General features: G+C 57.1%; 25 protein-coding genes and 1 tRNA gene. 23 read left to right on the plus strand and 3 right to left on the minus strand.

What is annotated here, in order from left to right; translation table 11 throughout:
- Positions 1-16 precede the first annotated feature (16 nt).
- Entirely contained in the window at positions 17-622 is a 606-nt protein-coding gene (locus KI610_RS04890; protein WP_226497552.1) for a TMEM165/GDT1 family protein, read from the minus strand.
- Positions 623-639: 17 nt separating this feature from the next.
- The gene (gene fur / locus KI610_RS04895; RefSeq protein ID WP_226497553.1) at positions 640-1,083 is read right to left on the minus strand and encodes a ferric iron uptake transcriptional regulator; all 444 of its coding nucleotides are present in this window, start codon (positions 1,081-1,083) and stop codon (positions 640-642) included.
- Positions 1,084-1,177: 94 nt separating this feature from the next.
- On the opposite strand from fur, the gene KI610_RS04900 reads away from it, so the two are divergent.
- From KI610_RS04900 to KI610_RS04930, 7 genes are all read left to right on the plus strand, one after another.
- Positions 1,178-1,660: an outer membrane protein assembly factor BamE gene (locus tag KI610_RS04900; RefSeq protein WP_226497554.1), complete on the plus strand. Its 483-nt coding sequence runs from the start codon at positions 1,178-1,180 to the stop codon at positions 1,658-1,660.
- A 3-nt stretch (positions 1,661-1,663) separates the two neighbouring features.
- Entirely contained in the window at positions 1,664-2,470 is an 807-nt protein-coding gene (gene dapB / locus KI610_RS04905; RefSeq protein WP_226497555.1) for a 4-hydroxy-tetrahydrodipicolinate reductase, read from the plus strand.
- 5 nt (positions 2,471-2,475) lie between these two features.
- The gene (locus tag KI610_RS04910) at positions 2,476-5,046 is read left to right on the plus strand and encodes a response regulator (protein WP_226497556.1); all 2,571 of its coding nucleotides are present in this window, start codon (positions 2,476-2,478) and stop codon (positions 5,044-5,046) included.
- A 124-nt stretch (positions 5,047-5,170) separates the two neighbouring features.
- On the plus strand, positions 5,171-6,319 hold the full coding sequence (gene carA / locus KI610_RS04915; RefSeq protein WP_226498507.1) for a glutamine-hydrolyzing carbamoyl-phosphate synthase small subunit: 1,149 nt from the start codon (positions 5,171-5,173) through the stop codon (positions 6,317-6,319).
- 21 nt (positions 6,320-6,340) lie between these two features.
- Complete coding sequence (gene carB, locus KI610_RS04920; RefSeq protein ID WP_226497557.1) at positions 6,341-9,547, plus strand: carbamoyl-phosphate synthase large subunit; 3,207 nt, start codon at positions 6,341-6,343, stop codon at positions 9,545-9,547.
- Between the two features lie 64 nt (positions 9,548-9,611).
- Positions 9,612-10,088, plus strand: a complete 477-nt coding sequence (gene greA / locus KI610_RS04925; protein ID WP_226404166.1) for a transcription elongation factor GreA — start codon at positions 9,612-9,614, stop codon at positions 10,086-10,088.
- A 5-nt stretch (positions 10,089-10,093) separates the two neighbouring features.
- Positions 10,094-10,555: a DUF4149 domain-containing protein gene (locus tag KI610_RS04930; RefSeq protein WP_226497558.1), complete on the plus strand. Its 462-nt coding sequence runs from the start codon at positions 10,094-10,096 to the stop codon at positions 10,553-10,555.
- On the opposite strand, the gene KI610_RS04935 is transcribed toward KI610_RS04930, so the two are convergent.
- A complete protein-coding gene (locus KI610_RS04935; RefSeq protein WP_226497559.1) occupies positions 10,556-10,921 on the minus strand; it encodes a YhbY family RNA-binding protein in 366 nt (121 codons plus the stop codon). It lies immediately after the preceding gene.
- A 31-nt stretch (positions 10,922-10,952) separates the two neighbouring features.
- On the opposite strand from KI610_RS04935, the gene rlmE reads away from it, so the two are divergent.
- The 16 genes from rlmE (at position 10,953) to nuoI (ending at position 25,636) form a co-directional block, all read left to right on the plus strand.
- Positions 10,953-11,570, plus strand: coding sequence for a 23S rRNA (uridine(2552)-2'-O)-methyltransferase RlmE (gene rlmE, locus KI610_RS04940; protein WP_226497560.1), 618 nt, complete (start codon positions 10,953-10,955; stop codon positions 11,568-11,570).
- A gap of 55 nt (positions 11,571-11,625) precedes the next feature.
- Complete coding sequence (gene ftsH, locus KI610_RS04945) at positions 11,626-13,506, plus strand: ATP-dependent zinc metalloprotease FtsH (protein WP_319004209.1); 1,881 nt, start codon at positions 11,626-11,628, stop codon at positions 13,504-13,506.
- 56 nt (positions 13,507-13,562) lie between these two features.
- Positions 13,563-14,399: a dihydropteroate synthase gene (gene folP / locus KI610_RS04950; protein ID WP_226497561.1), complete on the plus strand. Its 837-nt coding sequence runs from the start codon at positions 13,563-13,565 to the stop codon at positions 14,397-14,399.
- Positions 14,396-15,748, plus strand: coding sequence for a phosphoglucosamine mutase (gene glmM / locus KI610_RS04955; protein ID WP_226497562.1), 1,353 nt, complete (start codon positions 14,396-14,398; stop codon positions 15,746-15,748). The genes folP and glmM overlap by 4 nt, the downstream gene beginning before the upstream one ends.
- An 87-nt stretch (positions 15,749-15,835) precedes the next feature.
- Positions 15,836-16,585: a triose-phosphate isomerase gene (gene tpiA / locus KI610_RS04960; protein ID WP_226497563.1), complete on the plus strand. Its 750-nt coding sequence runs from the start codon at positions 15,836-15,838 to the stop codon at positions 16,583-16,585.
- A gap of 11 nt (positions 16,586-16,596) precedes the next feature.
- Positions 16,597-16,968 (plus strand): preprotein translocase subunit SecG, encoded by a 372-nt coding sequence (gene secG / locus KI610_RS04965; protein WP_226497564.1) that lies wholly within the window; start codon positions 16,597-16,599, stop codon positions 16,966-16,968.
- Between the two features lie 51 nt (positions 16,969-17,019).
- Positions 17,020-17,104: transfer RNA gene (locus KI610_RS04970), tRNA-Leu, on the plus strand.
- A 64-nt stretch (positions 17,105-17,168) separates the two neighbouring features.
- The gene (gene ndhC / locus KI610_RS04975; protein ID WP_226497565.1) at positions 17,169-17,540 is read left to right on the plus strand and encodes an NADH-quinone oxidoreductase subunit A; all 372 of its coding nucleotides are present in this window, start codon (positions 17,169-17,171) and stop codon (positions 17,538-17,540) included.
- Positions 17,541-17,549: 9 nt separating this feature from the next.
- Positions 17,550-18,026: a NuoB/complex I 20 kDa subunit family protein gene (locus KI610_RS04980; RefSeq protein WP_117609323.1), complete on the plus strand. Its 477-nt coding sequence runs from the start codon at positions 17,550-17,552 to the stop codon at positions 18,024-18,026.
- Positions 18,027-18,045: 19 nt separating this feature from the next.
- Positions 18,046-18,651 carry an NADH-quinone oxidoreductase subunit C gene (locus tag KI610_RS04985; RefSeq protein WP_226497566.1) on the plus strand — a complete coding sequence of 202 codons (606 nt, stop codon included), beginning with the start codon at positions 18,046-18,048 and terminating at the stop codon, positions 18,649-18,651.
- Positions 18,644-19,897, plus strand: coding sequence for an NADH-quinone oxidoreductase subunit D (locus KI610_RS04990; protein ID WP_226497567.1), 1,254 nt, complete (start codon positions 18,644-18,646; stop codon positions 19,895-19,897). Before KI610_RS04985 ends, KI610_RS04990 begins: the two co-directional genes overlap by 8 nt.
- Entirely contained in the window at positions 19,897-20,370 is a 474-nt protein-coding gene (gene nuoE, locus KI610_RS04995) for an NADH-quinone oxidoreductase subunit NuoE (protein WP_226497568.1), read from the plus strand. Before KI610_RS04990 ends, nuoE begins: the two co-directional genes overlap by 1 nt.
- Positions 20,370-21,698, plus strand: coding sequence for an NADH-quinone oxidoreductase subunit NuoF (gene nuoF / locus KI610_RS05000; protein ID WP_226497569.1), 1,329 nt, complete (start codon positions 20,370-20,372; stop codon positions 21,696-21,698). Before nuoE ends, nuoF begins: the two co-directional genes overlap by 1 nt.
- 55 nt (positions 21,699-21,753) lie before the next feature.
- Positions 21,754-24,087 (plus strand): NADH-quinone oxidoreductase subunit NuoG, encoded by a 2,334-nt coding sequence (nuoG, locus tag KI610_RS05005; protein ID WP_226497570.1) that lies wholly within the window; start codon positions 21,754-21,756, stop codon positions 24,085-24,087.
- Positions 24,088-25,137 carry an NADH-quinone oxidoreductase subunit NuoH gene (nuoH, locus tag KI610_RS05010; RefSeq protein WP_226497571.1) on the plus strand — a complete coding sequence of 350 codons (1,050 nt, stop codon included), beginning with the start codon at positions 24,088-24,090 and terminating at the stop codon, positions 25,135-25,137. It abuts the gene before it with no gap.
- Between the two features lie 10 nt (positions 25,138-25,147).
- Positions 25,148-25,636, plus strand: a complete 489-nt coding sequence (gene nuoI, locus KI610_RS05015; RefSeq protein WP_117609316.1) for an NADH-quinone oxidoreductase subunit NuoI — start codon at positions 25,148-25,150, stop codon at positions 25,634-25,636.
- The last annotated feature ends 12 nt before the right edge of the window (positions 25,637-25,648 follow it).

Here is a 25,648-nt window from a genome sequence, read left to right on the forward strand (position 1 = left end):
AAAAAACAGCCAAAATTCAAATAATGCCGAGCAGGCGCAGCACGGCCAATAGCGCCAGCAACAGGAAAAATACGCCGCTGATCCGGTGAATCCAATGCAGCGGCAGGCGATTGAGCCAGCGCCGGCCGGCCACGACGCCGAGTATCGATGTGCAGGCCAGGGCCAGCGTGGCGCCGACCCAGGTGGCCAGAGCATCGGCGGTGCTGCCCATGCCGGCGACGGCGATCTGCGTCTTGTCGCCGAATTCGGCGAGAAAGATCATCAGGAAAGTGGTTGCGAAGATGCCGTGGCCCGGTTTCTCGGTGATGTCTTCATCGTCATCATCTTCCTCGAAGCGCAGGGCGCTAATGCCGAAGACGGCGAAGAGGACTGCAACGGCGGCCGTGACGACCCATTCCGGCAGCCAGGCGGCAATTGCCGCACCAAACAGTACGGCGAGCAGGTTGAGGAAGGCAAAGGCGGCGACGGCGCCAAGAACGATGGGCAGGCCGCGATGCCGGGCGGCGAGCGTCATGCAGACGAGCTGGCTCTTGTCGCCAAATTCGGCGAGGGCGATCAGCAGGAAGGTGGTGCCGGCCGAAGACAGCCAGGTGCCTGGCACCACTGCCGCGATTTCAGTCATCGGGGGAAATCAGAATGTCAGGACTTGGCGCCCGGATGGTCGCGATGCGGGCACTCGGTCTTGGTGCACTGGGCGTAAAGGTAGAGCGCGTGGTCCTGGATGGCGAAGCCGCGTTCCTGGGCAATGGCGTTCTGGCGCTTTTCGATTTCCGGATCGTAGAACTCTTCGACGCGGCCGCAGTTGATGCAGACCAGATGGTCGTGATGCTTGCCGTGGTTGATTTCGAAGACTGCCTTGCCGGATTCGAAGAAATGTCGTTCGAGCAGGCCGGCCTGCTCGAACTGGGTGAGCACGCGGTAAACGGTGGCCAGCCCGATGTCCATGTTTTCGGCAATGAGCATCTTGTAGACGTCTTCCGCCGTCATGTGGCGCAAGGTACTCGTTTCGAACAGTTCAAGAATTTTCAGACGGGGAAAGGTGGCTTTCAGCCCCATGTTCTTGAGGCTTTGCGGATCGCTCATTGCTGGATTTCCTGAAATTGTTCGGTCAGGCGAAATGCTGATTTCGGGTATGATATACCGCTTCAAAGCCGATTGAAAAACTCCGGAAAACTGAATGCGCCGTTCCCGTCTATTGCTCGTAGCCGCCTCCTGCGCGCTCATCTCCGCTTGCTCCTACAAGCCGGGCTTCATCAACGAATACAAGATCGACATCCAGCAGGGAAATGTCCTGACGCAAGAGATGGTTTCCCAGCTCAAGCCGGGCCAGACGCGCGACCAGGTTCGCTTCCTGCTCGGTACGCCGATGGTGGCAGACATCTTCCATCAGCAGCGCTGGGACTACGTCTACCGCTACCAGAGCGGCCAGACTGGCAAGGTCGAAGCGCGCAAATTTACGGCATTTTTCAATAATGACGGTCTGCTCGAGCGGGTTGAGGGCGATATCGCCGAAGGCGAATCCGGCGAACTGAATGCCCCGCTCAACAAGAGCCGTCTCGTCGATCTCGGATCGCTGTCGGCCGAACAGGCTGACAAACCGTTGCCGCCACGCGAGCCGCCGGGCTATTACCGTCGTTTCATGGACATGATGGGGTTTTAAGGAATGAGTGCAACACGTATTGGTGTCGTCGGTGCCGGCGGCCGCATGGGCCGGATGTTGATCGAGGCCACGCTGAAGGATGACCAACTGGCGCTCGGCGCTGCTTTCGACGTGCCGGGCAGCCCGGCGATTGGCAAGACGGCCGGTGATCTGGTCGGCATGCCCTGCGATGTGGTGGTGACCGATGACGTCGCGGCCGGGCTCAAGAATATCGACTGTCTGATCGATTTCACCCGCCCGCAAGGCACGCTGGTTCATCTCGAAATGTGCCGTCAGGCCGGCGTCGCCATGGTCATTGGCACGACCGGCTTCGAAGCTGACGGCAAGGCCGTGATTGCTGCGGCTGCCAAGGATGTTCCCGTCGTCTTTGCGCCCAACATGGCAGTTGGTGTCAATCTCGTTTTCAAGCTGCTCGACACTGCGGCGCGCATCCTGAATCAGGGTTACGACATCGAAATCGTCGAGGCGCACCATCGTCTGAAAATCGATGCCCCGTCCGGGACGGCGCTGCGCATGGGCGAAGTGGTTGCCGGCGCGCTTGGCCGCGATCTCGAAGAATGTGCGGTTTACGGACGCGAAGGCGTTACCGGCGAGCGCGACCCCTCGACCATCGGCTTCGCCACCGTCCGCGGCGGCGACATCGTTGGCGATCACACGGTCATGTTCTGCGGTCTTGGCGAGCGCGTCGAGGTCACGCACAAGGCCAGTAGTCGCATGCCCTATGCACTCGGCAGCTTGCGTGCAGCGCGTTTCCTGGCGGGCCGGAAGAACGGCCTTTTCGACATGCAGGACGTCCTCGGCCTGCGTTAGCCTTCATGAAATCCCGCCTGCTCGATCGGCAACTCCAGGAAATCTTCGGCGGCGAAGGTGAGCCGCAATTCAGGCAGTTGATCGAGCAGGCCAGGGCGGCGCGGCAGGATGTGCTGGCCGACGGCATGGAAAGGCTGGTCGGCGTCGTTGATTCCTCCTATCGCGCCTACGCCGGGCTCAATCTCAGCGCTTGGCATACCAAGTTGTCGGGCGATGCGTTGGCCGACTGGAATCTGCGGGCGGGTACCGTCGAAGCCGGTCGCCAGTGGAAGGAAATGCTCGGTTACGCCGCCGGCGATTTCGACAATTCGATCGCCCAGTGGCAGCGCATGCTGCATCCGGATGATCTGCGCCTGTTGCAGGCGCGCATCGATGCGCATGTCCAGAGTCAGGATCCCTATTTTCAGGCTGAGTGCCGCTTCAAGGCGCGCGACGGGCAATGGCGCTGGTTCCTGCTGCGTGGTGCCGTCGCGGCCCGCGATGCCGATGGGCAACCGGTGCGTATGCTGGTCTTGCAGCGCGACATCAGCGAAGTCAAGGCGGCGGAGGCGGCGCTGATTTCGGCCAAGGAGGCCGCCGAGGCAGCCAACAAGGCGCGCGGTGCTTTCCTGGCCAACATGAGCCACGAAATCCGGACGCCAATGAACGGCATTATCGGCATGACTGAACTGGCGCTTGATACCCAGCTTGATGCCGAGCAGCGCCACTATCTGAAGACGGTCAAATCATCGGCCGAGGCCTTGCTGACCATCGTCAACGACATTCTCGACTTTTCGAAAATCGAAGCCGGCAAGATGGAGTTTGAGGCGCTGGCGTTTTCGATCCAGGACACGGTGCTCGAGGCCGTTCGGGTGCTGGCGGTCAGCGCGCACAAGAAAGGCCTCGAGCTGGTGGCCAATGTGCAGCCCGATGTGCCGCCACGCATCGTCGGCGATCCGACGCGCCTGCGCCAGGTCATCATCAACCTGATCGGCAACGCCATTAAATTTACCGAGCGGGGCGAAGTGGCGCTCGACGTGAGTATTGACCAGCAGACCGAGCATTCCGTTTATTTGCGCTTTTCTATCCGCGACACAGGCATCGGTGTCCCGCCCGACAAGCAACAGGCAATCTTCGAAGCGTTTTCCCAGGCCGACGTATCGACGACCCGTCGTTTTGGCGGGACGGGCCTTGGGCTGGCTATTAGCGCCCGCCTTGTGCAGTTGATGGATGGCAAGATTTCGCTTGAAAGCACGCAGGGCGTCGGCTCGGTCTTTTCATTCACCGGGCGTTTTGGCGTCGAAACCTCGGTGTTGTCGCAGACCCAGGCGTTTTCGCCGGGGGCGCGCTATGTTGGCCGGCGCGCCTTGGTCATTGATGACAACGAGACGGTGGGGCGCTATCTGGTTGAATTGCTTGAGCGCTGTGGAATCCAGTCTTCGCTGTCGGCGGACGGGGCGGCTGCTGTCGCTGCCATCGAGCGCAGCCGTGCCGTCGATTTTCCTTACGACTATGTGGTGGCCGACGCCAACATGGAGGCGCCAGCCGGTTTTGCTTTGGCTGAAGCCTGGCAGAAATCCGGCCGTATCGAGAAATTGCTGGTCATGCTGACGACTGAAAATCAGCGGCATGACCTGACCAGGCTGCGTGAAATCGGTGTCTCGGCTCATCTCGTCAAGCCGATCGGTAATGCCGACCTGGTTGACGCGCTGGCGCTGGCTGAAGGTCCGGCTTTGTCGGAGCAGAACGAAATCATGCTGTCGCAAATTGACTTGGGTGAGATTACCCAAGGTGGCAGTTCGGCACTGAATATTCTGTTGGTTGAAGATAATCCGGTCAATCAGGAACTGGCGACCCGCTTGCTTGAGCGCCTGTCGCATCGGGTGACGCTGGCCAACAACGGTGTCGAGGCGGTTGATTTGTTCGATAGCAGCCATTTCGACGTGATCCTGATGGATATGCAGATGCCCGTGATGGGAGGTATCGAGGCGACAGAGGCCATTCGTTCCCGCGAGATGCGCCGAAGCTGGGTGGTTTCTCACGAGGTCAAGCCCGTCTACATCATCGCCATGACCGCCAACGTCATGGCCAGCGACCGGGAACGTTGCATGGAGGCAGGAATGAACGACTATGTCGCCAAGCCATTGCGGCCGGACGAGTTGTTTGCTGCTCTGGATCGATCCCGTGGTGTTGGCGGCGCAGACGAGCCCATCATTTTTGGCACGGCGCCGATCAGGGCGGGCGCACAACTCGATCTGGCGGCAGCTCTTCGCGATATCGGCGAACCCGAGTTGTTTGCGACGATGGCTGGCATGTTTCTGTCGGAGTGGGATACGCACCTGGGACGCATCAGGAAAGCGCTCGATAGTTCCGATGCGCATGAGTTGCGCATGCATGCGCATACCGTGAAGAGCCTCCTTGCCATGTTTCATGCCGAAAATGCTCGGCGTCGCGCAATGGAAATCGAGCAGGCGGTCAAGGTGGCAGACAATGTCGACTGGGCTGCCTGCAATCGGCTCCACGCTGCTCTGGTCGATGAAATGTCACACATCAAACCCATATTGAAGCACTACGTCGAGACTCGCGTAATCCCTTGAATTTGCCTGAAAAGCCTCTTTTCGGCTAAAATAGGAAGGTTAAAAAACACGAGCGGGGAGGCGCAAGCCTTCCCGCTCGGCACATGAAAAATTAGAAATTCAAGGAGAGCCGGTCGTGTCGTTGCTGCCCTCATTTATACCCGCCATTCTCGCCCTCGCCGACGGAACGGTTTTCAAGGGCCAATCCATTGGCGCTGATGGCGTTACCAGTGGCGAGGTGGTGTTTAACACTGCCATGTCGGGCTACCAGGAAATCCTTACCGATCCCTCCTATTGCCGTCAGATCGTCACGCTGACCTACCCGCATATCGGCAACACCGGTTGCAATGCGGAAGATTTTGAGTCCAATGCCAATTACGCCGCCGGCCTGGTCATTCGTGACCTGCCGCTGGTTGCCTCCAACTGGCGTAGCGAAGAGGACTTGTCGTCTTACCTCAAGAAGCACGGTATCGTCGCCATAGCCGGCATCGATACGCGCAAGCTGACCCGTATCCTGCGGGAAAAGGGCGCTCAGGCTGGTTGCATCCTGGCCGGCGAAGTCGATGAATCGAAGGCGCTGGCCTTGGCCAAGGCCTTCCCTGGCCTGGCTGGCATGGATCTGGCCAAGGTCGTTTCGGCCAAGGCCAACTATGCGTGGACCGAGGCCGAGTGGACGCTGGATGGTTACAAGCAAGCTGCCGAGCCGCGTTTCCATGTCGTTGCCTACGATTTTGGCGTCAAGCGCAATATCCTGCGCATGCTGGCCGAGCGTGGCTGTCGCCTGACCGTGGTGCCGGCCGAGACGCCGGCGGCCGATGTGCTGGCCATGAAGCCGGACGGTATTTTCCTGTCTAATGGCCCCGGCGATCCTGAGCCTTGCGACTACGCCATTGCCGCCATTCGCGAATTCCTCGAGCGTGGCGTGCCGACCTTCGGTATCTGCCTCGGCCACCAGTTGCTGGCCCTGGCTTCCGGCGCCAAGACGGCCAAGATGAAGTTCGGCCACCACGGCGCCAACCATCCGGTCAAGGATCTCGATAGCGGCCAGGTGCTGATTACCAGCCAGAATCACGGTTTCGCGGCGGATATCGATTCGCTGCCCGCCAATCTGCGGGTCACCCACGTCTCGCTGTTCGACGGTTCCCTGCAAGGCATCGCCCGCACCGACGTGCCGGCCTTCTCCTTCCAGGGGCATCCGGAAGCCAGCCCAGGTCCGCACGACGTGGCCTACTTGTTCGATCGCTTCCTTGACACCATGACGCGTGGCGTTGCCGCGCTCAACAACGCGCAATAAGCGGCACAGAGAGAGATAAAGATGCCGAAACGTACAGATATAAAAAGTGTTTTGATTATTGGCGCCGGCCCGATCATCATCGGTCAGGCTTGCGAGTTCGACTATTCCGGCGCGCAAGCTTGCAAGGCCCTGCGCGAAGAGGGTTACAAGGTCATCCTGGTCAACTCCAACCCAGCGACGATCATGACCGACCCGGAGATGGCCGACGTCACCTACATCGAGCCGATCACCTGGCAGGTTGTCGCCAAGATCATCGAGAAAGAGCGCCCGGATGCGCTGCTGCCGACCATGGGTGGTCAGACCGCGCTGAACTGTGCGCTCGACCTCGACCGCGAAGGCGTACTGGCCAAGTTCAATGTCGAGCTGATTGGTGCTTCGAAGGAAGCCATCGACAAGGCCGAGGATCGCCAGAAGTTCAAGGATGCGATGACCAAGATTGGTCTCGGTTCCGCCAAGTCGGCCACCGCGCACAGTATGGAAGAGGCTTATCAGGTGCAGGCCGTGATCGGCTTCCCGACCATCATCCGTCCGTCCTTCACGCTGGGCGGTACGGGCGGCGGCATTGCCTACAACATGGAAGAGTTCGAGACCATCTGCAAGCGCGGTCTCGAAGCCTCGCCGACCAACGAGTTGCTGATCGAAGAATCGCTGCTCGGCTGGAAGGAATACGAGATGGAAGTGGTCCGCGACAAGGCGGACAACTGCATCATCATCTGCTCGATCGAAAATCTTGATCCGATGGGCGTGCACACGGGCGATTCGATCACCGTTGCCCCGGCCCAGACGCTGACTGACAAGGAATACCAGATTCTGCGTAACGCCTCTATCGCCGTGCTGCGCGAGATTGGCGTCGATACCGGCGGTTCGAACGTGCAGTTCTCGATCAATCCGAAGGACGGTCGGATGATCGTCATCGAGATGAATCCGCGTGTTTCGCGTTCGTCGGCGCTGGCCTCCAAGGCGACCGGCTTCCCGATCGCCAAGATCGCCGCCAAGCTGTCGGTCGGCTATACGCTCGACGAGTTGTCGAACGACATCACCGGTGGCAAGACGCCGGCCTCGTTCGAGCCGTCCATTGACTACGTCGTAACCAAGGTGCCGCGTTTCGCCTTCGAGAAATTCCCGCAGGCGGATGACACGCTGACCACGCAGATGAAGTCGGTTGGCGAAGTGATGGCTATCGGTCGTACCTTCCAGGAGTCGCTGCAGAAGGCTCTGCGCGGGCTGGAAGTTGGCGTCGACGGCTTCAACCTGAAAACGGTCGATCCGGCCACGATTGACGAGCAACTGGCCCGTCCGACCCCGGATCGCCTGTGGTACGTTGCCGATGCGTTTGGTATCGGCATGTCGGTCGAGCGCGTTTTTGATCTGACCAAGATCGATCCGTGGTTCCTCGTCCAGATCAAGGAGATTGTCGATCTCGAACTGGCTGTCGAAAAACGCGATTTTTCCTCGTTGACCGCAGAAGAAGTGCGCTACCTGAAGCGCAAGGGTTTCGCCGACCGTCGTCTGGCCTATCTGTTGAAGACGACCGAGACCGAATTCCGCAACCGTCGTCACGAGCTGGGCATCCGCCCGGTTTACAAGCGAGTCGATACCTGTGCCGCCGAATTCTCGACCGATACCGCTTACATGTACTCGACCTACGAGGACGAGTGCGAGGCCAATCCGACCGACAAGAAGAAGATCATGGTGCTGGGCGGCGGTCCGAACCGTATCGGCCAGGGTATCGAGTTCGACTACTGCTGCGTGCATGCCGCCATGGCGATGCGCGAAGACGGTTACGAGACCATCATGGTCAATTGCAATCCGGAAACCGTGTCGACCGACTACGACACCTCGGATCGCTTGTATTTCGAGCCGCTGACCTTGGAAGACGTGCTGGAAATCGTCGCCATTGAAAAGCCGGTCGGCGTCATCGTCCAGTACGGTGGCCAAACGCCGTTGAAATTGGCGTTGGCTCTCGAGGCCAATGGCGTGCCAATCATTGGTACCAGCCCGGAATCCATCGACGTTGCCGAAGACCGCGAGCGCTTCCAGAAGCTGCTGCATGAACTCGGCCTCAAGCAACCGCCGAACCGCACTGCCCGCACCGAAGAGGATGCCTTGCGTCTGGCCCAGGAAATCGGTTATCCGCTGGTCGTTCGCCCGTCCTACGTGCTGGGTGGCCGGGCCATGGAAATCGTCCATGAGCAGAAGGACCTCGAGCGCTACATGCGCGAAGCCGTCAAGGTTTCGCACGACTCCCCTGTGCTTCTCGACCGTTTCCTGAATGATGCCGTTGAATGTGACGTCGATGCTCTGTCCGATGGCGAGGAAGTCATCATCGGCGGCGTCATGGAGCACATTGAACAAGCTGGCGTGCACTCCGGTGACTCCGCTTGCTCGCTACCGCCGTATTCCTTGGGCAAGGCCGTGCAGGACGAACTGCGTCGGCAGACCAAACTGATGGCCAAGGCGCTCAACGTTTGTGGCCTGATGAACGTTCAGTTTGCCATCAAGGACAACGACGTTTACGTGCTGGAAGTCAATCCGCGTGCCTCGCGCACGGTGCCTTTTGTTTCCAAGGCCACCGGGCTGCAACTGGCCAAGATTGCAGCGCGCTGCATGGCGGGGCGCAGTCTCAAGGACCAGGGCGTGACCAAGGAAGTGATCCCGCCGTATTTTTCGGTCAAGGAAGCCGTGTTCCCCTTCGTCAAGTTCCCGGGCGTCGATACCATTCTTGGCCCGGAAATGAAGTCGACCGGCGAAGTCATGGGCGTTGGCGTCACCTTTGCCGAAGCCTTCGTCAAGTCGCAACTGGCCGCCAGCGTCAAACTGCCGACCTCCGGCAAGGTCTTTATGTCGGTCAAGGATAGCGACAAGACCAAGGCGATTGAAATTGCTCGCCATTTGCTTGATGCGGGATTCCATCTCGTAGCGACGCGCGGTACGGCACATGCCATCGAGGCTGCCGGCTTGCCGGTGCAGACGGTTAACAAGTTCACCGAAGGCCGTCCGCACATTGTCGACATGATCAAGAACAATGAAATTGCTCTGATCATCAACACGGTTGAGGAAAAGCGCCAGGCGATTAACGACTCGCGTAACATCCGCACTTCCGGCCTGCAGGCTCGTGTCACAATGTACACGACAATCTGGGGTGCCGAAGCGGCTGCCGAAGGTATTCGCAATCTGGGCGAGTTGGTGGTTTATCCGATTCAGGCCTTGCACACGCAGTTACACTGAGACAAACCTGAAACCGCCGGGTAGCCTTAGGGCTCCGGCGGTTTTGCTTTTGCTGGAAGACGATATGAGCAAAGTTCCATTGACCGTAAAGGGCGCCGAAAAGCTGCGCGAAGAACTGCATCGACTGAAGACGGTTGATCGTCCGTGGGTAATTGGTGCTATCGCCGAAGCCAGGGCCCATGGCGATCTTTCCGAAAACGCCGAGTACGATGCCGCCAAGGAACGCCAGGGCTTCATTGAAGGGCGTATTCAGGAAGTCGAGGGTAAGCTGTCACACGCCCAGATCATCGATCCGAAGCTACTCGATGCCGATGGGCGCTGCGTGTTTGGTGCGACATTGGATCTTGAGGATCAGGATACCGGCGATGCCGTGACCTACCAGATCGTTGGCGAGGACGAAGCCGACATCAAGGGGGGGAAGATTTCGGTTAATTCGCCGATTGCCCGGGCGCTGATCGGCAAGTACGCCGGCGATATTGCCCAGGTCCAGGCGCCGGGCGGCATTCGCGAGTACGAAGTTATCGACGTTCGTTACGAGTAATTTCTTTGCGTCGTCTGTCCGAAGCCCTTTATCTGTTCGCCGTCACACTGTGGGTGGGCGGCCTGTGGGCGATTGGTTACATGGCTGCGCCTGTGCTCTTTGCCAGTCTGGGTGACCGGCAACTGGCCGGCATGGTGGCTGGCAAACTGTTTGCCTTGATCGGCTGGGTTGGTTTGGGGTGTGCCGCCTGGTTACTGGTGTTTCTGGTTTCCCGTTGCGGCGGGCAGGTGTTCAAGCGCGGCATCTTTTGGCTAGTCGTCCTGATGGCGCTGATGACCATTGTCAGCCAGTTTGGCATCCAGCCTTTGATGGCGCAGCTAAAGCTCGATGCCATGCCGCGCGAGGTGATGGAAAGTGTGTTGCGCGACCGCTTTGCTGCTTGGCACGGTATCTCCAGCATTCTCTACCTGATGCAGAGTCTGCTGGGTTTGTGGCTCGTGATCTGGAGTGGTCGCGGACTGAAGTGATCAGCCCTGGAAGGATCGCTTGCTTTTGCGCGGAGCGGCAGAAGCGGGGCGTTTTGATTTTGGGGCTTTTTTCGGGTTGACCGTGGCATTGTCGGTGGGTGACGGGCGATAGACCACCAGAAGCTTGCCGATGTGCTGGACTGGAGCGGCATCCAGTTGGGCGCAGATTTGATCGTAATAGGCCAGACGATTTTCCCGGCTGTCACCATAAACGCGAATCTTGATCAGTTCGTGAGCGTTCAGGTTCATATTGATTTCCTTTAGAACGGCCTCAGTCAGGCCGTTTTCGGCAATCGAAACAACCGGATTCAGGTCGTGGGCCTTGGCGCGCAGTTCGCGTCGCTGGGCAGATGATATTTGCAGCATAGTAAACCTTTCAAAAACGGCATTTTACCGAATGAAAAGAACCAGAACCAGCAAAGCTTGGATGCGCGAGCATGTTAATGATACCTACGTTCAACTTGCGAAGAAGGAGGGCTGGCGTTCTCGCGCCGCTTTCAAGCTGCTTGAGATCGATGACAAGGATAAGTTGCTCAAGCGTGGCGAGGTTGTGGTTGACCTTGGTGCCACGCCGGGAGGCTGGTCCCAAGTCGCTACCAAGCGGGTCGGCGATGGCGGAATGGTGATTGCGCTCGATCTTCTCGAAATGGAACCTATTCATAATGTCCATTTCATTCAGGGCGATTTTCGCGAAGACGATGTTCTGGAACAACTCGAAAAACAATTGGGTGATCGCCGTGTGGGGCTTGTAATGTCCGACATGGCACCCAATATGTCAGGAGTGCCTCTGGTCGATCAGGCCCGCGTCATGCACCTGGCTGAGTTGGGACTGGAGTTTTCCAGGGCACACCTGAAACCGGATGGCGCTTTTCTGGTCAAAGTGTTTCAAGGAACGGATTACGAGACATTTCTTCGTCAAATGCGTGAAACGTTCAAGACTGTCGTAGTGCGCAAACCGGACGCTTCCCGTGATCGTAGTGCCGAGCTTTATTTGCTCGGACGTACATTGCGCTGAGAGTTTTGTTTAGAATGGCATTTTTATCGCTCGTCGCTGTATAAGGAGTGCAAGCTTGAACAACATGTTCAAAAACCTGGCAGTCTGGCTGGTCATCGGCCTGGTGCTGATGACGGTGTTTAATCAGTTCAACAGCCGTCAGGTTGCAACCGGATCCGTCGAATACTCCCAGTTCATCGAGGAGGTGAAGTCCGGCCGCATTTCCAAGGTGGTCATGGAAGGCCGTACGCTGAAGGCAACGACGAGCGAGGGCAAGCGCATCACTTCCTACGCGCCGCCCGATTTGTGGCTGGTTTCCGACCTGCTCAAGAATGGCGTCAAGATTGAAGCCAAGCCGGAAGAAGAGCCGTCCTTCCTGATGAATCTCTTCGTCAGCTGGTTCCCGATGCTGTTGCTGATCGGCGTCTGGGTATTCTTTATGCGTCAGATGCAGGGCGGCGGCAAGGGCGGAGCTTTTTCCTTCGGCAAGTCCAAGGCGCGCATGATGGACGAGTCGACCAATGTCATCACCTTCGCCGATGTCGCCGGTTGTGACGAGGCCAAGGAAGAGGTTCAGGAGATCGTTGATTTCCTGCGTGACCCTTCAAAGTTCCAGAAGCTCGGTGGCCGTATTCCGAAGGGCGTGCTGATGGTCGGCAATCCGGGAACGGGCAAGACGCTGCTCGCCAAGGCCATTGCCGGCGAAGCCAAGGTGCCGTTCTTCAGTATTTCCGGTTCCGATTTCGTTGAAATGTTTGTCGGCGTCGGTGCTGCCCGAGTTCGCGACATGTTCGAAAATGCCAAGAAGCACGCGCCATGCATCATTTTCATTGATGAAATCGACGCTGTCGGCCGCCATCGCGGCGCCGGCCTCGGCGGTGGCAATGACGAGCGTGAGCAGACGCTGAACCAGTTGCTGGTCGAGATGGACGGCTTCGAAGGTCACTCCGGCATTATCGTGATCGCCGCAACCAACCGCCCGGATATCCTTGACCCGGCATTGCTGCGTCCGGGCCGCTTTGACCGTCAGGTTGTCGTACCGTTGCCTGATATTCGTGGTCGCGAGGAAATCCTCAAGGTTCACATGCGCAAGGTGCCAATTTCCGGCGATGTCAAGGCTGACATCATTGCCCGTGGCACTCCGGGCTTCTCTGGTGCAGACTTAGCCAATCTGGTGAATGAAGCGGCATTGTTCGCTGCGCGTACGAACAAGCGCCTTGTTGACATGGATGATTTTGAGAAGGCCAAGGACAAAATCATGATGGGCGCTGAGCGCCGCAGCATGGTGATGAGCGAGGAAGAGAAGATGAATACGGCGTACCACGAGTCGGGGCATGCCGTGGTCGCCAAACTGGTGCCAAAATCAGATCCCGTTCACAAGGTCACCATCATTCCGCGCGGCCGCGCTCTGGGGCTGACCATGCAACTGCCGGAAGAGGATCGTTATGCTTACGACCGGCAGTACCTGATGAGCCGCATTGCCGTACTCTTTGGTGGGCGTATTGCCGAAGAGTTGTTCATGAACCAGATGACGACTGGTGCCTCGAATGATTTTGAACGTGCCACTGCGATGGCGCGCGATATGGTCACTCGTTACGGTATGTCGGATCTGGGGGTCATGGTCTATGGCGAAAACGATGGTGAAGTTTTCCTCGGCCGCTCGGTGACCCAGCACAAGAATGTTTCTGAAGCGACCATGCAGAAGGTGGATGCTGAAATCCGTCGCCTGATCGACGAACAGTACGCACTGGCTCGTCGTTTGCTGGAAGAGAATCGTGACAAGGTTGAAGCAATGACCAAGGCCTTGCTGGAGTGGGAAACCATTGATGCCGAGCAAATCGACGACATCATGGCTGGCAAGGCGCCACGTCCGCCCAAGCCGTCCCAGTCGACGTCGCGCTCGAATACGCCGAGCGATACCCCGGGGGCGGAACCCAGCGCTGCTGCGACGGCCTGAGTTTTCTGATTGCTGAATCGGCCGGGAGTCCTCTCCCGGCCTTTTATTTTTGCGCCATGACAACACTGCACTGTGGCCGTTTCAGGCTTTCGCTGGCTCGTCCCTTGTTGATGGGGATCGTCAATCTGACGCCGGATTCGTTTTCCGGTGATGGACTGGTCGGTAATGTTGAGCAGGCCATCAAACATGCCCGTCAGCAATTTGAGGCAGGCGCGGATATTCTTGATATCGGTGCCGAGTCATCCCGCCCGGGCGCGATTCCGACCTCTGAAGAGGATGAGTTGCGGCGTCTGTTACCAGTTCTGAAAGAAATTACCGACTGGGGTGTTCCCATCTCGGTGGATACCTACAAGCCGGCTGTTATGCGTGCCGCACTTGAGGCAGGGGCGACGATGATCAATGACATCACCGGCATGACCCAACCTGAAGCCTTGTCGGTTGTTGCGCAGAGCGATTGCGCCGTTTGTGTCATGCACATGCAGGGCGAGCCCGGTACGATGCAGCAAACGCCGCAGTATCGTGATGTCGTCACGGAGGTGAGATCGTTTTTGCTGGCAGCTGTAGAGCGTTGCAGGAAGGTTGGTATTGACGATGGTCGAATTGTGGTCGATCCAGGGTTTGGATTCGGCAAGACAGTGGACCACAATTTGGCCCTTTTTTCGGCGTTGACCGTAGCAGGCGTCGGTGATCTTCCAATGTTGGTCGGAGTTTCCAGAAAATCCATGCTGGGCGCAATTACCGGCCGACCTGTTGGTGAGCGACAGGCTGCCAGTGTGGCGGCCGCGCTGCTGGCTGCGCAAAAAGGTGCGAAAATACTACGTGTGCATGACGTGGCGGCAACCAGGGATGCTTTGACGGTCTGGGCTGCAATAGAACAGAGAGGTCGGGAATGAGCAGAAAATATTTTGGAACCGATGGTGTTCGCGGTCGTGTCGGCCAGTCGCCGATCACCCCTGATTTTGTAATGCGCCTCGGCTATTCGGCAGGCAAGGCCTTGCTGGGGCAGAGCAACATGCCGTCTGGCGAACGTCCCGCTGTGTTGATCGGCAAGGATACGCGTCTATCTGGTTATATGCTGGAATCGGCCCTTGAGGCGGGGTTCTCCGCGGCGGGTATCGATGTCTTGCTAGTCGGCCCGTTGCCGACTCCGGCTGTTGCCTATCTCACCCGTGCGCTGCGTTTGCAGGCCGGGATCGTTATCTCCGCGTCGCATAACCCTTATTACGATAACGGTATAAAGTTCTTCTCGGCACAGGGTAGCAAATTGCCTGACGAGGTCGAGCGCTCCATCGAGGAGGGTATCGATCAGCCCATGGTTTGTGCGTCTCCTGCCGATCTTGGGCGCGTTAGGCGCATCGAGGATGCGCGTGGTCGCTACATCGAATTCTGCAAGAGCACTTTTCCCAATGACCTCGATCTACGTGGGCTGAAAATCGTTGTCGATTGTGCACACGGTGCGGCCTATCACATTGCTCCTGCCGTTTTCCATGAACTGGGTGCCGAGGTGGTTAGCATCGGGGTTCAGCCGAATGGCCTGAACATCAACGATGCTGTCGGGGCCACCGCGCCGAAAGCACTGTGCGAGGCGGTTCTGGCCAATCGTGCCGATCTCGGTGTGGCACTGGATGGCGATGCTGATCGTCTCCAGATGGTTGATGCCGAAGGGAATCTATATGACGGTGATCAATTGTTGTTCGCTATTGTTCGAAGTCGAGCTCGTGCAACCAAGGTCAAGGGTGTCGTCGGTACGCTGATGAGCAATCTGGCTCTGGAACATGCTTTGGGCAAGATCGACATACCGTTTGCCCGCGCGGCGGTGGGTGATCGTTATGTTGTGGAGATGCTCAACGAAAAAGGCTGGCTCTACGGCGGTGAAAACTCCGGTCACATTCTCGCCATGGACCGACATACGACGGGTGATGGCATCATTGCTGCCTTGCAGGTTCTGGCCGCCCTACGCGAAGTCGGGGGCAATTTGAAGGGGTTGCTGGGAGGCTTGGCGCTCTATCCGCAGAAATTGATCAACGTGCCAATCACACGTGGATTTCCATGGAAAGATCATCCGGGAATTACGTCGGCACTGGCCGAAACCGAGGCCGGTATGGCGGGGCGGGGAAGGGTGCTGCTGCGAGCGTCGGGGACGGAGCCATTGTTGCGAGTGATGGTTGAAGGCGAAGATGCTTCCGAAGTGACCTCTGCGGCAGAAAAGCTGGCTGGTGTCGTGCGGGAGTCGACGCAATAAATCACCGTATTCGTCTAATCGTATTGACCGAAAAAACGACGAGTCGCTATAATCCGAAGGTTTTTCGCCAACAGAATCGTCTAGCCCATGCGTAAAAAGCTCGTTGCTGGTAACTGGAAGATGCACGGCGCACTGCAGCAAAATACGGCACTGCTGGCGCATATCACGGCAGCGGCATCCGGGATGGCTTGTGAAATAGCGGTTTGCCCACCATATCCGTACCTCGCGCAGGCGCAGTCGGCGCTGGCGGGCTCCGTGGTTGCCTTGGGGGCTCAGTCGGTCAGCGAGCATGCTTGCGGCGCGTTTACCGGCGAAGTTTCGGCTTCGATGCTGGCTGAATTCGGATGTCGCTACGTACTGCTTGGGCACTCCGAGCGACGTGGGTTGTTCGGAGAAACGGATGCGATTGTTGCGGTCAAGTTTGAGGCAGCACAAAAGGCCGGATTGCTCCCCGTGTTGTGTTTGGGCGAAACGCTGGGTGAGCGTGAGTCGGGAAATACGATGCGGGTGATTGCCAGGCAGTTGTCGGCAGTCTTGGATCGGCTCGGGGTGGCTGCTATGGCGTCGGCTGTAGTTGCGTATGAGCCGGTATGGGCAATAGGTACTGGTGTGACAGCGTCTCCGGCGCAGGCGCAGGAAGTGCATGCAGCAATCCGCGCCCAGGTCGCTGTGCTCGATGCAGGGGTTGCTGAAGGTTTGCGTATCCTCTACGGTGGTAGTGTAAAACCGCAGAATGCGGTGGAGTTGTTTGGGCAGTCCGATATTGATGGTGGTTTGATCGGTGGTGCTGCCTTGGTTGCTGACGATTTTCTGAAGATTTGCCTCGCGGCGAATTGATAGGCTGACAAATGAACTGGTTTTTCTCTCTCCTCCTGACGGTCCATATTCTGGTTGCGATCGTTATTATTGGTCTAGTGTTGATGCAGCATGGTAAAGGTGCCGACATGGGGGCAGCTTTTGGCAGTGGCGCCTCTGGTAGTCTGTTCGGTGCTACAGGGTCAGCCAATTTTCTCAGTCGCACTACTGGCGTTCTCGCGGCGGTATTTTTTGCGACAAGCCTGACCTTGGCGTACGTCGCCTCCAATAAGCCAAAAACGACTGGCAGTGTCATGCAAGAACCAGTACAATCGCAGACTGTTTCGCAGCCAGCTTCGGCGGGTGGTGAATCGCCGACTGCTCCTGTGGGTGCGGCTTCCAAGGCGAAAGATATACCGAAGTAACGCAAGGTGGTTTGTCCGGCATTGAGTCCTCGCCGGGTAGCCAAAAAACGTGCCGACGTGGTGAAATTGGTAGACACGCTATCTTGAGGGGGTAGTGGCGCAAGCTGTGCGAGTTCGAGTCTCGCCGTCGGCACCAAAAACTGGGCAGTGGCCGTAAGGTGCGCTGTTTCGAACAAAAAACTGAATATTGGCGGCGGGTCATGGAAAACTACTTTCCAATCCTGATGTTCGTTCTGGTGGGGGTTGCGGTGGGTGTATTGCCTATCGCGATGGGCTTTATTCTTGCTCCAAGCCGGCCGGATCCTGAAAAGCTCTCTCCTTACGAGTGCGGCTTTGAGGCTTTCGAGGATGCGCGCATGAAGTTCGATGTGCGTTTCTATCTGATTGCCATCCTCTTCATTTTGTTCGATCTGGAAATTGCTTTCCTGTTCCCTTGGGCAGCAATCTTCAAGGATATCGTTGCGACAGAGTCGATCAAGCTGTTCGGCTTTATCGAGATGCTGGTATTCGTTGCCATTCTGGTCGCTGGCTATATTTATGCCTGGGCCAAGGGCGCGCTGGAATGGGAGTGAGGCTAGGTTATGGCTATTGAGGGTGTCCTCCAGGAAGGTTTTGTCACCACAACGGCTGACAAGCTGATCAATTACATGCGCACCGGTTCGATCTGGCCAATGACCTTTGGTTTGGCTTGTTGTGCGGTTGAGATGATTCATGCTGGCGTTTCTCGCTACGATCTCGATCGTTTCGGTATTGTTTTTCGGGCTAGCCCCCGGCAATCTGATGTCATGATCGTTGCGGGTACGTTGACCAATAAGATGGCGCCAGCCTTGCGTAAGGTTTATGACCAGATGGCCGAGCCGCGTTGGGTAATATCGATGGGTTCGTGTGCCAATGGTGGTGGTTACTACCATTACTCCTACTCTGTTGTGCGCGGTTGTGATCGCATTGTGCCTGTTGATATCTACGTGCCGGGTTGTCCGCCAACTGCTGAAGCCTTGATTTACGGCTTGATTCAGTTGCAGAACAAGATTCGTCGCACCAATACCATTGCTCGTTAATTGCCAAGGCTGATTCGATATGTCTGCCAAGCTGGAAACGCTTAGTCAAACCCTGCAAAAGCACTTTGGCGATAAACTGAAATCGCTGAAACTGGCTTTGGGTGAGGTCACCATTGAGGTTGGTGCAGCCGATTATCTCGGTGTGATGACTGCATTGCGGGATGAGGTTGACCTTCGTTTTGAAGAAATCATCGATCTGTGTGGTGTCGACTATTCGACCTACGGTGATGGTTGTTGGTCGGGTCGGCGCTACGCAGCGGTTTCCCATCTTCTTTCGATTGCCAACAACTGGCGTTTGCGTGTTCGCGTCTTTGCCGAGGACGATGACTTTCCTTCTGTTGATTCCGTAACTGGCGTCTGGAGCAGCGTTAACTGGTTTGAGCGCGAAGCATTTGATCTCTACGGGATTGCCTTCGTGGGTCATGACGACCTACGTCGCATTCTGACCGATTACGGTTTCATTGGACATCCGTTCCGCAAGGATTTTCCGATTTCCGGTCACGTCGAAATGCGCTACGACCCCGATCAGGCTCGTGTGATCTATCAACCGGTTACCATCGAGCCTCGCGAGAACACCCCGCGCATCGTGCGCGAAGACACTTTCGGGGATACCGCTCATGGCTGACATCCGCAATTTCACGCTTAACTTTGGTCCGCAACACCCGGCGGCACACGGTGTGCTCCGTCTGGTGCTTGAGCTGGACGGCGAAGTCGTTCAGCGTGCCGACCCGCACATTGGTCTCCTACATCGCGCAACCGAGAAGCTTGCTGAAACCCGTACCTGGGTTCAGTCTGTGCCCTATATGGATCGGCTCGACTACGTCTCGATGATGTGTAATGAGCACGCCTACTGCTTGGCTACTGAAAAGCTGCTCGGCATTGAGGTGCCGGAGCGCGGCAAGTACATCCGCGTCATGTTCGACGAAGTGACCCGTATCCTCAACCACCTGTTGTGGATCGGCTGTCACGCGCTGGACGTCGGTGCGATGACTATGGCGCTCTATACTTTCCGTGAGCGCGAAGACCTGATGGACGTTTACGAGGCGGTTTCCGGTGCCCGGATGCATGCCGCCTACTATCGTCCGGGTGGTGTCTATCGCGATCTGCCGGACCGCATGCCGCAATATCAGGAATCAACTTGGTCCAATGCCAACAAGGTGGCCGAGAAGAACGAGAACCGTAGCGGTTCCCTGCTCGATTTCCTGGAGGATTTCACCAATCGCTTCCCGACTTATCATTCCGAATACCACACCCTGCTGACCGACAACCGGATCTGGAAGCAGCGCTTGGTCAATGTTGGCGTCGTGACCCCGGAGCGGGCCTTGCAGATGGGCTTTTCCGGCGCCATGCTGCGCGGTTCAGGCATCGCCTGGGATTTGCGCAAGAAGCAGCCGTACGCCGCCTACGACAAGATTAATTTCGATGTACCGGTAGGCGTCAATGGCGATAGCTATGACCGCTATCTGGTTCGCATGGAAGAAATGATCCAGTCGAACAATATCATCAAGCAATGTATCGCTTGGCTGCGCAAGAATCCCGGCCCGGTGATCACTGACAACAACAAGGTGGCGCCGCCGCCGCGCGAAAATATGAAGACCAACATGGAGGAGCTGATTCACCACTTCAAGCTCTTCACCGAAGGCATTCATGTTCCGGCCGGTGAGGCCTATGCTGCAGTCGAGCACCCGAAGGGCGAGTTTGGCATCTACTTTGTTTCCGATGGTGCCAACAAGCCTTACCGCATGAAGATTCGTGCGCCGGGCTTTGTGCACCTGGCTGGTCTGGATGAAATGTCCAGAGGCCACATGATCGCCGACGTCGTTACGATTATCGGTTCCCAAGATATTGTTTTTGGCGAGATCGACCGCTGATGTTTTCCGCTGAAACCCTCCAGAAGTTTGCCCGCGAGGTCGCCAAGTACCCCGCCGATCAAAAACAATCGGCGTCGATGGCCTGTCTCGCCCACGCCCAGGAAGAAAAAGGCTGGCTGGCGCCCGAGTCCATCGAGGCCGTTGCCAACTACCTTGGTATGCCGCCGATGGCAGCCTACGAAGTGGCCTCTTTCTACAACATGTATGACCTGAAGCCGGTCGGCAAGTACAAGATCACGGTCTGTACCAACCTGCCTTGTGCGCTGTCGGGTGGCTATCACGCCGGGGAATACCTGCAGCACAAGCTGGGTGTCGGCTATGGCGAAACGACGCCGGATGGCAAATTCACATTGAAGGAAGGTGAGTGCATGGGGGCCTGCGGTGATGCGCCGGTCTTCATCGTCAACAATCGCTCGATGTGCAGCCACATGCACCCGGAACAGATCGACAAGCTGCTTGAGGAGTGCAAATAATGGCCATGCTTGGTTCGATCAATGGCGTTCTGATGGAAGGCCTGGATGGCGACAATACTTGGCACCTCAAGGATTACGTTGCCCGCGGTGGCTATGCGCAGCTAAAGCGCATCCTGGAAAGCAAGATGACCCAGGAAGACGTCATTAGCGAAGTCAAGAAGTCCGTGCTGCGCGGTCGTGGCGGCGCTGGCTTCCCGACCGGCCTGAAATGGTCATTTATGCCGCGTTCGTTTCCTGGGGACAAATACGTCGTCTGCAATACCGACGAAGGCGAGCCGGGCACGTTCAAAGACCGTGACATCATGCGCTACAACCCGCATGCCGTCATCGAAGGCATGGCGATCGCAGCCTATGCTATGGGTGCTAATCGCGGTTACAACTACGTGCACGGTGAGGTCTGGCAAGAGTACAAGCGTTTTGAAGAAGCACTCGACGAAGCTCGCGCCGCCGGTTTCATTGGCCAGAACATTCTCGGCTCGGGTTTCAACTTCGAACTTTTCGCGCACCACGGCTACGGCGCCTATATCTGTGGCGAAGAAACTGCACTGCTCGAATCGATCGAAGGCAAGAAGGGACAGCCGCGCTTCAAGCCGCCGTTCCCGGCTTCCTTCGGTTTGTACGGCAAGCCGACGACGATCAACAATACCGAAACCTTTGCTGCCATTCCCTTTATTCTGAAGATGGGGGGCGAAGAGTTCCTGAATCTGGGCAAGCCGAACAACGGTGGTACCAAGTTGTTCTCGGTGTCCGGCCACGTCAATCGTCCTGGTAATTACGAGATTCCGCTGGGTACGCCGTTTGCCATCTTGCTTGAAATGTGCGGCGGCATGCGTGGTGGGCGCAAGCTCAAGGCGGTCATTCCGGGTGGTTCATCGGCCCCGGTCATGCCGGGCGAAGTCATCATGGATTGCACCATGGACTACGACTCGATCAGCAAGGGTGGTTCGATGCTCGGTTCGGGTGCGGTCATTGTCATGGACGAAACGGTCTGCATGGTCAAGGCGCTGGAGCGTCTGTCCTTCTTCTACTACGAAGAGTCCTGCGGACAATGCACGCCCTGCCGTGAAGGTACTGCGTGGATGTACAAGGTTGTGCATCGTATCGAGAACGGACTCGGCAAACCCGAAGATCTGGATCTGTTGAACAGTGTGCTTGGCAATATTGCCGGTCGTACGATCTGTGCGCTTGGTGATGCGGCAGCTTTCCCGGTGCAGAGTTTCATCAAGCACTTCGGCAAAGAATTTGAGTATCACATCGAAAACAAGACCTGTCTTGTGCCCAAGGATGTGCAATGGGCGGGCAGTGGCTTCCACAAGATTCCGGCCTGATGGCTGCGGGTTGCAACGAAATTAACGACGAAAAGTCAGGCTACAAGGTAGCGACATGCTAGAAATCGAAATCGACGGCAAAAAGGCGCAAGTGCCCGATGGCAGCACGGTGATGGATGCCGCGCAGCAGGTGGGCGTTTACATTCCGCATTTCTGCTACCACAAGAAACTTTCGATTGCCGCCAACTGCCGCATGTGTCTCGTGCAGGTAGAGAAGGCACCGAAGCCGTTGCCGGCCTGCGCAACGCCGGTGACCAACGGCATGAAGGTCTTTACCCACTCCGAACTGGCCGTCAAGGCGCAGAAGGGGGTGATGGAATTCCTGCTCATTAATCACCCCCTGGATTGCCCGATCTGCGATCAGGGCGGCGAGTGCCAGTTGCAGGACATGTCCGTCGGCTACGGCCCGATGAAGAGCCGCTATACCGAAGAAAAACACGTCGTTTTCCACAAGAGTGTCGGTCCGCTGATCTCCATGGAAGAAATGAGCCGCTGCATTCACTGCACCCGTTGCGTCCGCTTCGGTCAGGAAATCGGCGGCATCATGGAACTCGGCATGGCCAACCGCAACATGCATTCCGAGATCATGACCTTCGTCGGTCGTACGGTGGACTCCGAATTGTCGGGCAATATGATCGACCTCTGTCCGGTAGGCGCGCTGACCTCCAAGCCTTTCCGCTACACGGCACGTTCCTGGGAATTGCAGCGCCGCAAGTCGGTCAGCCCGCACGATTCCGTCGGTGCCAATCTGGTCGTCCAGGTCAAGCACGACAACGTGATGCGCGTTCTGCCGCGTGAAAACGAAGAAGTTAACGAGTGCTGGATCTCCGACAAGGAGCGTTTCTCCTATCAGTCCCTGAACTCCGACGAACGCCTGACTAAGCCGATGGTCAAGCAGGGTGGCGAGTGGAAGGAAGTCGACTGGAATGTCGCCCTCGACTACGTCGCCCATGGCCTGAAGGACGTTGCCCGCGAACACGGCGGCGATGCGCTGGCCGCGCTGGCCGCGCAAAGCTCGACGGTCGAAGAACTCTTCCTGCTCGGCAAGGTCATGAAGGGTTTGGGTAGCGGCAATATTGATTTCCGTCCGCGTCAATGCGATTTTTCCGCTGATTCCAAGCGTGCCGGCGCACCGTGGCTGGGCATGCGTCTGGCCGAAATCAAGGACCTCGATGCTGCCCTGGTGATCGGCTCCTTCCTGCGTAAGGATCATCCTCTGATCGCTCAGCGTATGCGTCAGGCCGCCAAGAAATACACCAAGGTCAGCTTGTTGTCGGTGACCGGCGATGATCAACTGATCAATCTGCATGCACGCTTGACCGTTGCGCCGTCCCAACTGACTGCCGCGCTCGCCGCTGTTGTCAAGGCTGCGGCCGAGATCAAAGGCGTTACGATGCCGGCCGGTGTCGAGTCGGCTGTGGTATGTGAGACGACCCAGAAAATTGCTCAAAGCCTGGTCGATGGTGAAAAGCGTGCCGTATTCCTCGGTAACGTTGTCACCCAATCTGCCGATGCGACCCAATTGCAGGCACTGGCTCTGGAGCTTGGCAAGCTAACCGGCGCAACCGTCGGTTTCCTTGGCGAGGGCGCAAATACCGTGGGTGGCCATGTTGCCCGGGCGCTGCCCTCTGGCGCTAATGCTCGTCTGATGTTCGAGCAGCCGCGCAAGGCTTATGTCCTGATGGGAGTTGAGCCGGAATTCGATTGTGCTAATCCGCAACTGGTTCTGGGGGCGCTGAAGCAGGCAAGTCTCGTGGTCTACATGTCAGCCTTCAAGCATGCTCCGGCTCTGGAGTTTGCCGATGTTATGTTGCCGGTTGCTCCTTACACCGAAACCTCGGGAACCTTCGTCAATATTGAAGGCCGCGTCCAGAGTTTTAACGGTGTGGCCAAGGCTCGTGGTGATGCCCGCCCGGCCTGGAAGCTGTTGCGCGTTCTCGGCAACGTGTTGAATCTCGATGGCTTCAGCTATGGCTCAAGTGAAGAAATTCGCGACCAGGTGCTGGGCAAGGGGGCCGAGTTCGTTACTGGCCTCGACAACGGCCTGAAGGATGTCAGCATTGCCCTGTCTGCTACCGGTACTGGTGGTTTTCAGCGAATTGCCGATGTGCCGATCAACTTTGCCGATCCGATGGCCCGGCGCGCACCTGCGCTGCAACAGACTGCCGATGCTGTTGCTCCGACTGCACGCATGAACGAGCAAACCTTGGCGCAGATTGGCGTTGCCGATGGTGTGCAAGTTTGTGTCAAGCAAGGTTCTGGTGAGACTGTACTGATCGCCAAGAGCGACAACAATGTGCCTGCCGGTTGTGTTCGCGTTTCGGCGGCACATGCAAGCACAGCGATGCTGGGCGACATGTTCGGCTCGATTTCTGTGGAGCGTGCATAAATGGATGCACTGATGAACTTCGGACTTGGGATCTTCGGGGGCGCTTGGCCTGCTGTCTGGACCCTTCTAAAAATCGTCCTGATCGTTGCTCCGCTGATGCTTGGCGTTGCGTATTTGACTTACTTTGAACGCAAAGTTATCGGTTACATGCAGGTTCGTATCGGCCCCAACCGGGTTGGTCCTTGGGGTCTGATACAGCCAATTGCCGACGGCCTGAAGCTGCTCCTCAAGGAAATTATCGTACCGACCACTGCTAACAAGGGTATTTTCATTATTGCCCCGATGTTGGCTATTGCTCCTGCGCTGGCTGCGTGGGCAGTGATTCCATTCACGGATTCGCTGGTCGTTGCCAATATCGATGCCAGCCTGCTTTACATTATGGCGATCACCTCCATGGGGGTGTATGGGATTATTCTCTCCGGTTGGGCATCCAACTCGAAGTACGCTTTCCTCGGAGCCATGCGTTCTGCGGCGCAAATGGTTTCCTACGAAATCTCGATGGGCTTCTCGCTGATCTGTGTGCTGATGGTATCGAACAGTTTGAATCTGGTAGATATCGTCAATGTTCAGGATCAAGGACGTTTCGCTGGTTGGGGGCTCAGTTTCCTGTCCTGGAACTGGTTGCCCTTGTTCCCGATGTTCATCGTCTACCTGATTTCCGGCACCGCGGAACTGAACCGGGCACCATTTGACGTAGCCGAAGGCGAATCTGAAATTGTTGCTGGCTTCCATGTTGAATATTCCGGTATGGCGTTCGCGCTATTCTTCCTGGCTGAATATGCCAACATGATTCTGGTCGCGGCGCTGACATCCCTCCTGTTTCTGGGGGGCTGGTTGTCTCCGGTTGGTTTCCTGCCTGACGGCATCCTTTGGCTGTTTGCCAAGATGTCGGTCATCCTCTTCCTTTTCTTGTGGTTCCGCGCGACTTTCCCGCGCTACCGCTATGACCAGTTGATGCGTCTGGGCTGGAAGGTTTTCTTGCCGATCTGCTTGATCTGGCTGGTTGTCGTCGGCGTCTGGATGATGTCGCCATTGAATATCTGGAAGTGAGGAGAGACTAATGGGTTCGATGAAGGAAATCTTCAACAGCCTCTTCCTCAAGGAATTGTTGAAGGGCATGTCGGTGACGGGCAGGTATTTCTTTGCCCGCAAGATCACCGTTCAATATCCGGAAGAAAAGACGCCGCAAAGTTTCCGCTTTCGTGGTCTTCATGCGCTGCGTCGCTACCCGAATGGCGAAGAGCGTTGCATTGCCTGCAAACTATGCGAGGCAATCTGCCCGGCCTTGGCGATTACGATCGAGGCTGAACCGCGTGATGATGGTTCGCGTCGCACAACCCGCTACGACATCGATTTGACCAAGTGCATTTTCTGCGGGTTCTGCGAAGAAGCATGCCCGGTTGATGCCGTGGTCGAAACGCGTATTTTTGAATACCACGGCGAAAAGCGCGGTGATTTGTACTACACCAAGCAGATGTTGCTGGCCAACGGCGACCGCTACGAAGATCAAATCGCAAAAGATCGCGAACTTGACGCTTCTTACCGATAACAGGTGCTAGCA

This window comes from Ferribacterium limneticum (assembly GCF_020510565.1).
Lineage (GTDB): Bacteria > Pseudomonadota > Gammaproteobacteria > Burkholderiales > Rhodocyclaceae > Azonexus > Azonexus limneticus_B.

Coding starts and splice junctions, on each gene's coding strand:
- fur (WP_226497553.1), bottom strand. CDS start 1,083: ATGAGCGATCCGCAAAGCCTCAAGAACATGGGGCTGAAAGCCACCTTT.
- nuoE (WP_226497568.1), top strand. CDS start 19,897: ATGTTTTCCGCTGAAACCCTCCAGAAGTTTGCCCGCGAGGTCGCCAAG.
- KI610_RS04900 (WP_226497554.1), top strand. CDS start 1,178: ATGCGCCGTTCCCGTCTATTGCTCGTAGCCGCCTCCTGCGCGCTCATC.
- KI610_RS04910 (WP_226497556.1), top strand. CDS start 2,476: ATGAAATCCCGCCTGCTCGATCGGCAACTCCAGGAAATCTTCGGCGGC.
- nuoH (WP_226497571.1), top strand. CDS start 24,088: ATGGATGCACTGATGAACTTCGGACTTGGGATCTTCGGGGGCGCTTGG.
- KI610_RS04980 (WP_117609323.1), top strand. CDS start 17,550: ATGGCTATTGAGGGTGTCCTCCAGGAAGGTTTTGTCACCACAACGGCT.
- ndhC (WP_226497565.1), top strand. CDS start 17,169: ATGGAAAACTACTTTCCAATCCTGATGTTCGTTCTGGTGGGGGTTGCG.
- carB (WP_226497557.1), top strand. CDS start 6,341: ATGCCGAAACGTACAGATATAAAAAGTGTTTTGATTATTGGCGCCGGC.
- greA (WP_226404166.1), top strand. CDS start 9,612: ATGAGCAAAGTTCCATTGACCGTAAAGGGCGCCGAAAAGCTGCGCGAA.
- folP (WP_226497561.1), top strand. CDS start 13,563: ATGACAACACTGCACTGTGGCCGTTTCAGGCTTTCGCTGGCTCGTCCC.
- rlmE (WP_226497560.1), top strand. CDS start 10,953: ATGAAAAGAACCAGAACCAGCAAAGCTTGGATGCGCGAGCATGTTAAT.
- KI610_RS04985 (WP_226497566.1), top strand. CDS start 18,046: ATGTCTGCCAAGCTGGAAACGCTTAGTCAAACCCTGCAAAAGCACTTT.
- nuoI (WP_117609316.1), top strand. CDS start 25,148: ATGGGTTCGATGAAGGAAATCTTCAACAGCCTCTTCCTCAAGGAATTG.
- KI610_RS04890 (WP_226497552.1), bottom strand. CDS start 622: ATGACTGAAATCGCGGCAGTGGTGCCAGGCACCTGGCTGTCTTCGGCC.
- glmM (WP_226497562.1), top strand. CDS start 14,396: ATGAGCAGAAAATATTTTGGAACCGATGGTGTTCGCGGTCGTGTCGGC.
- dapB (WP_226497555.1), top strand. CDS start 1,664: ATGAGTGCAACACGTATTGGTGTCGTCGGTGCCGGCGGCCGCATGGGC.
- secG (WP_226497564.1), top strand. CDS start 16,597: ATGAACTGGTTTTTCTCTCTCCTCCTGACGGTCCATATTCTGGTTGCG.
- KI610_RS04990 (WP_226497567.1), top strand. CDS start 18,644: ATGGCTGACATCCGCAATTTCACGCTTAACTTTGGTCCGCAACACCCG.
- nuoG (WP_226497570.1), top strand. CDS start 21,754: ATGCTAGAAATCGAAATCGACGGCAAAAAGGCGCAAGTGCCCGATGGC.
- KI610_RS04935 (WP_226497559.1), bottom strand. CDS start 10,921: ATGCTGCAAATATCATCTGCCCAGCGACGCGAACTGCGCGCCAAGGCC.
- nuoF (WP_226497569.1), top strand. CDS start 20,370: ATGGCCATGCTTGGTTCGATCAATGGCGTTCTGATGGAAGGCCTGGAT.
- tpiA (WP_226497563.1), top strand. CDS start 15,836: ATGCGTAAAAAGCTCGTTGCTGGTAACTGGAAGATGCACGGCGCACTG.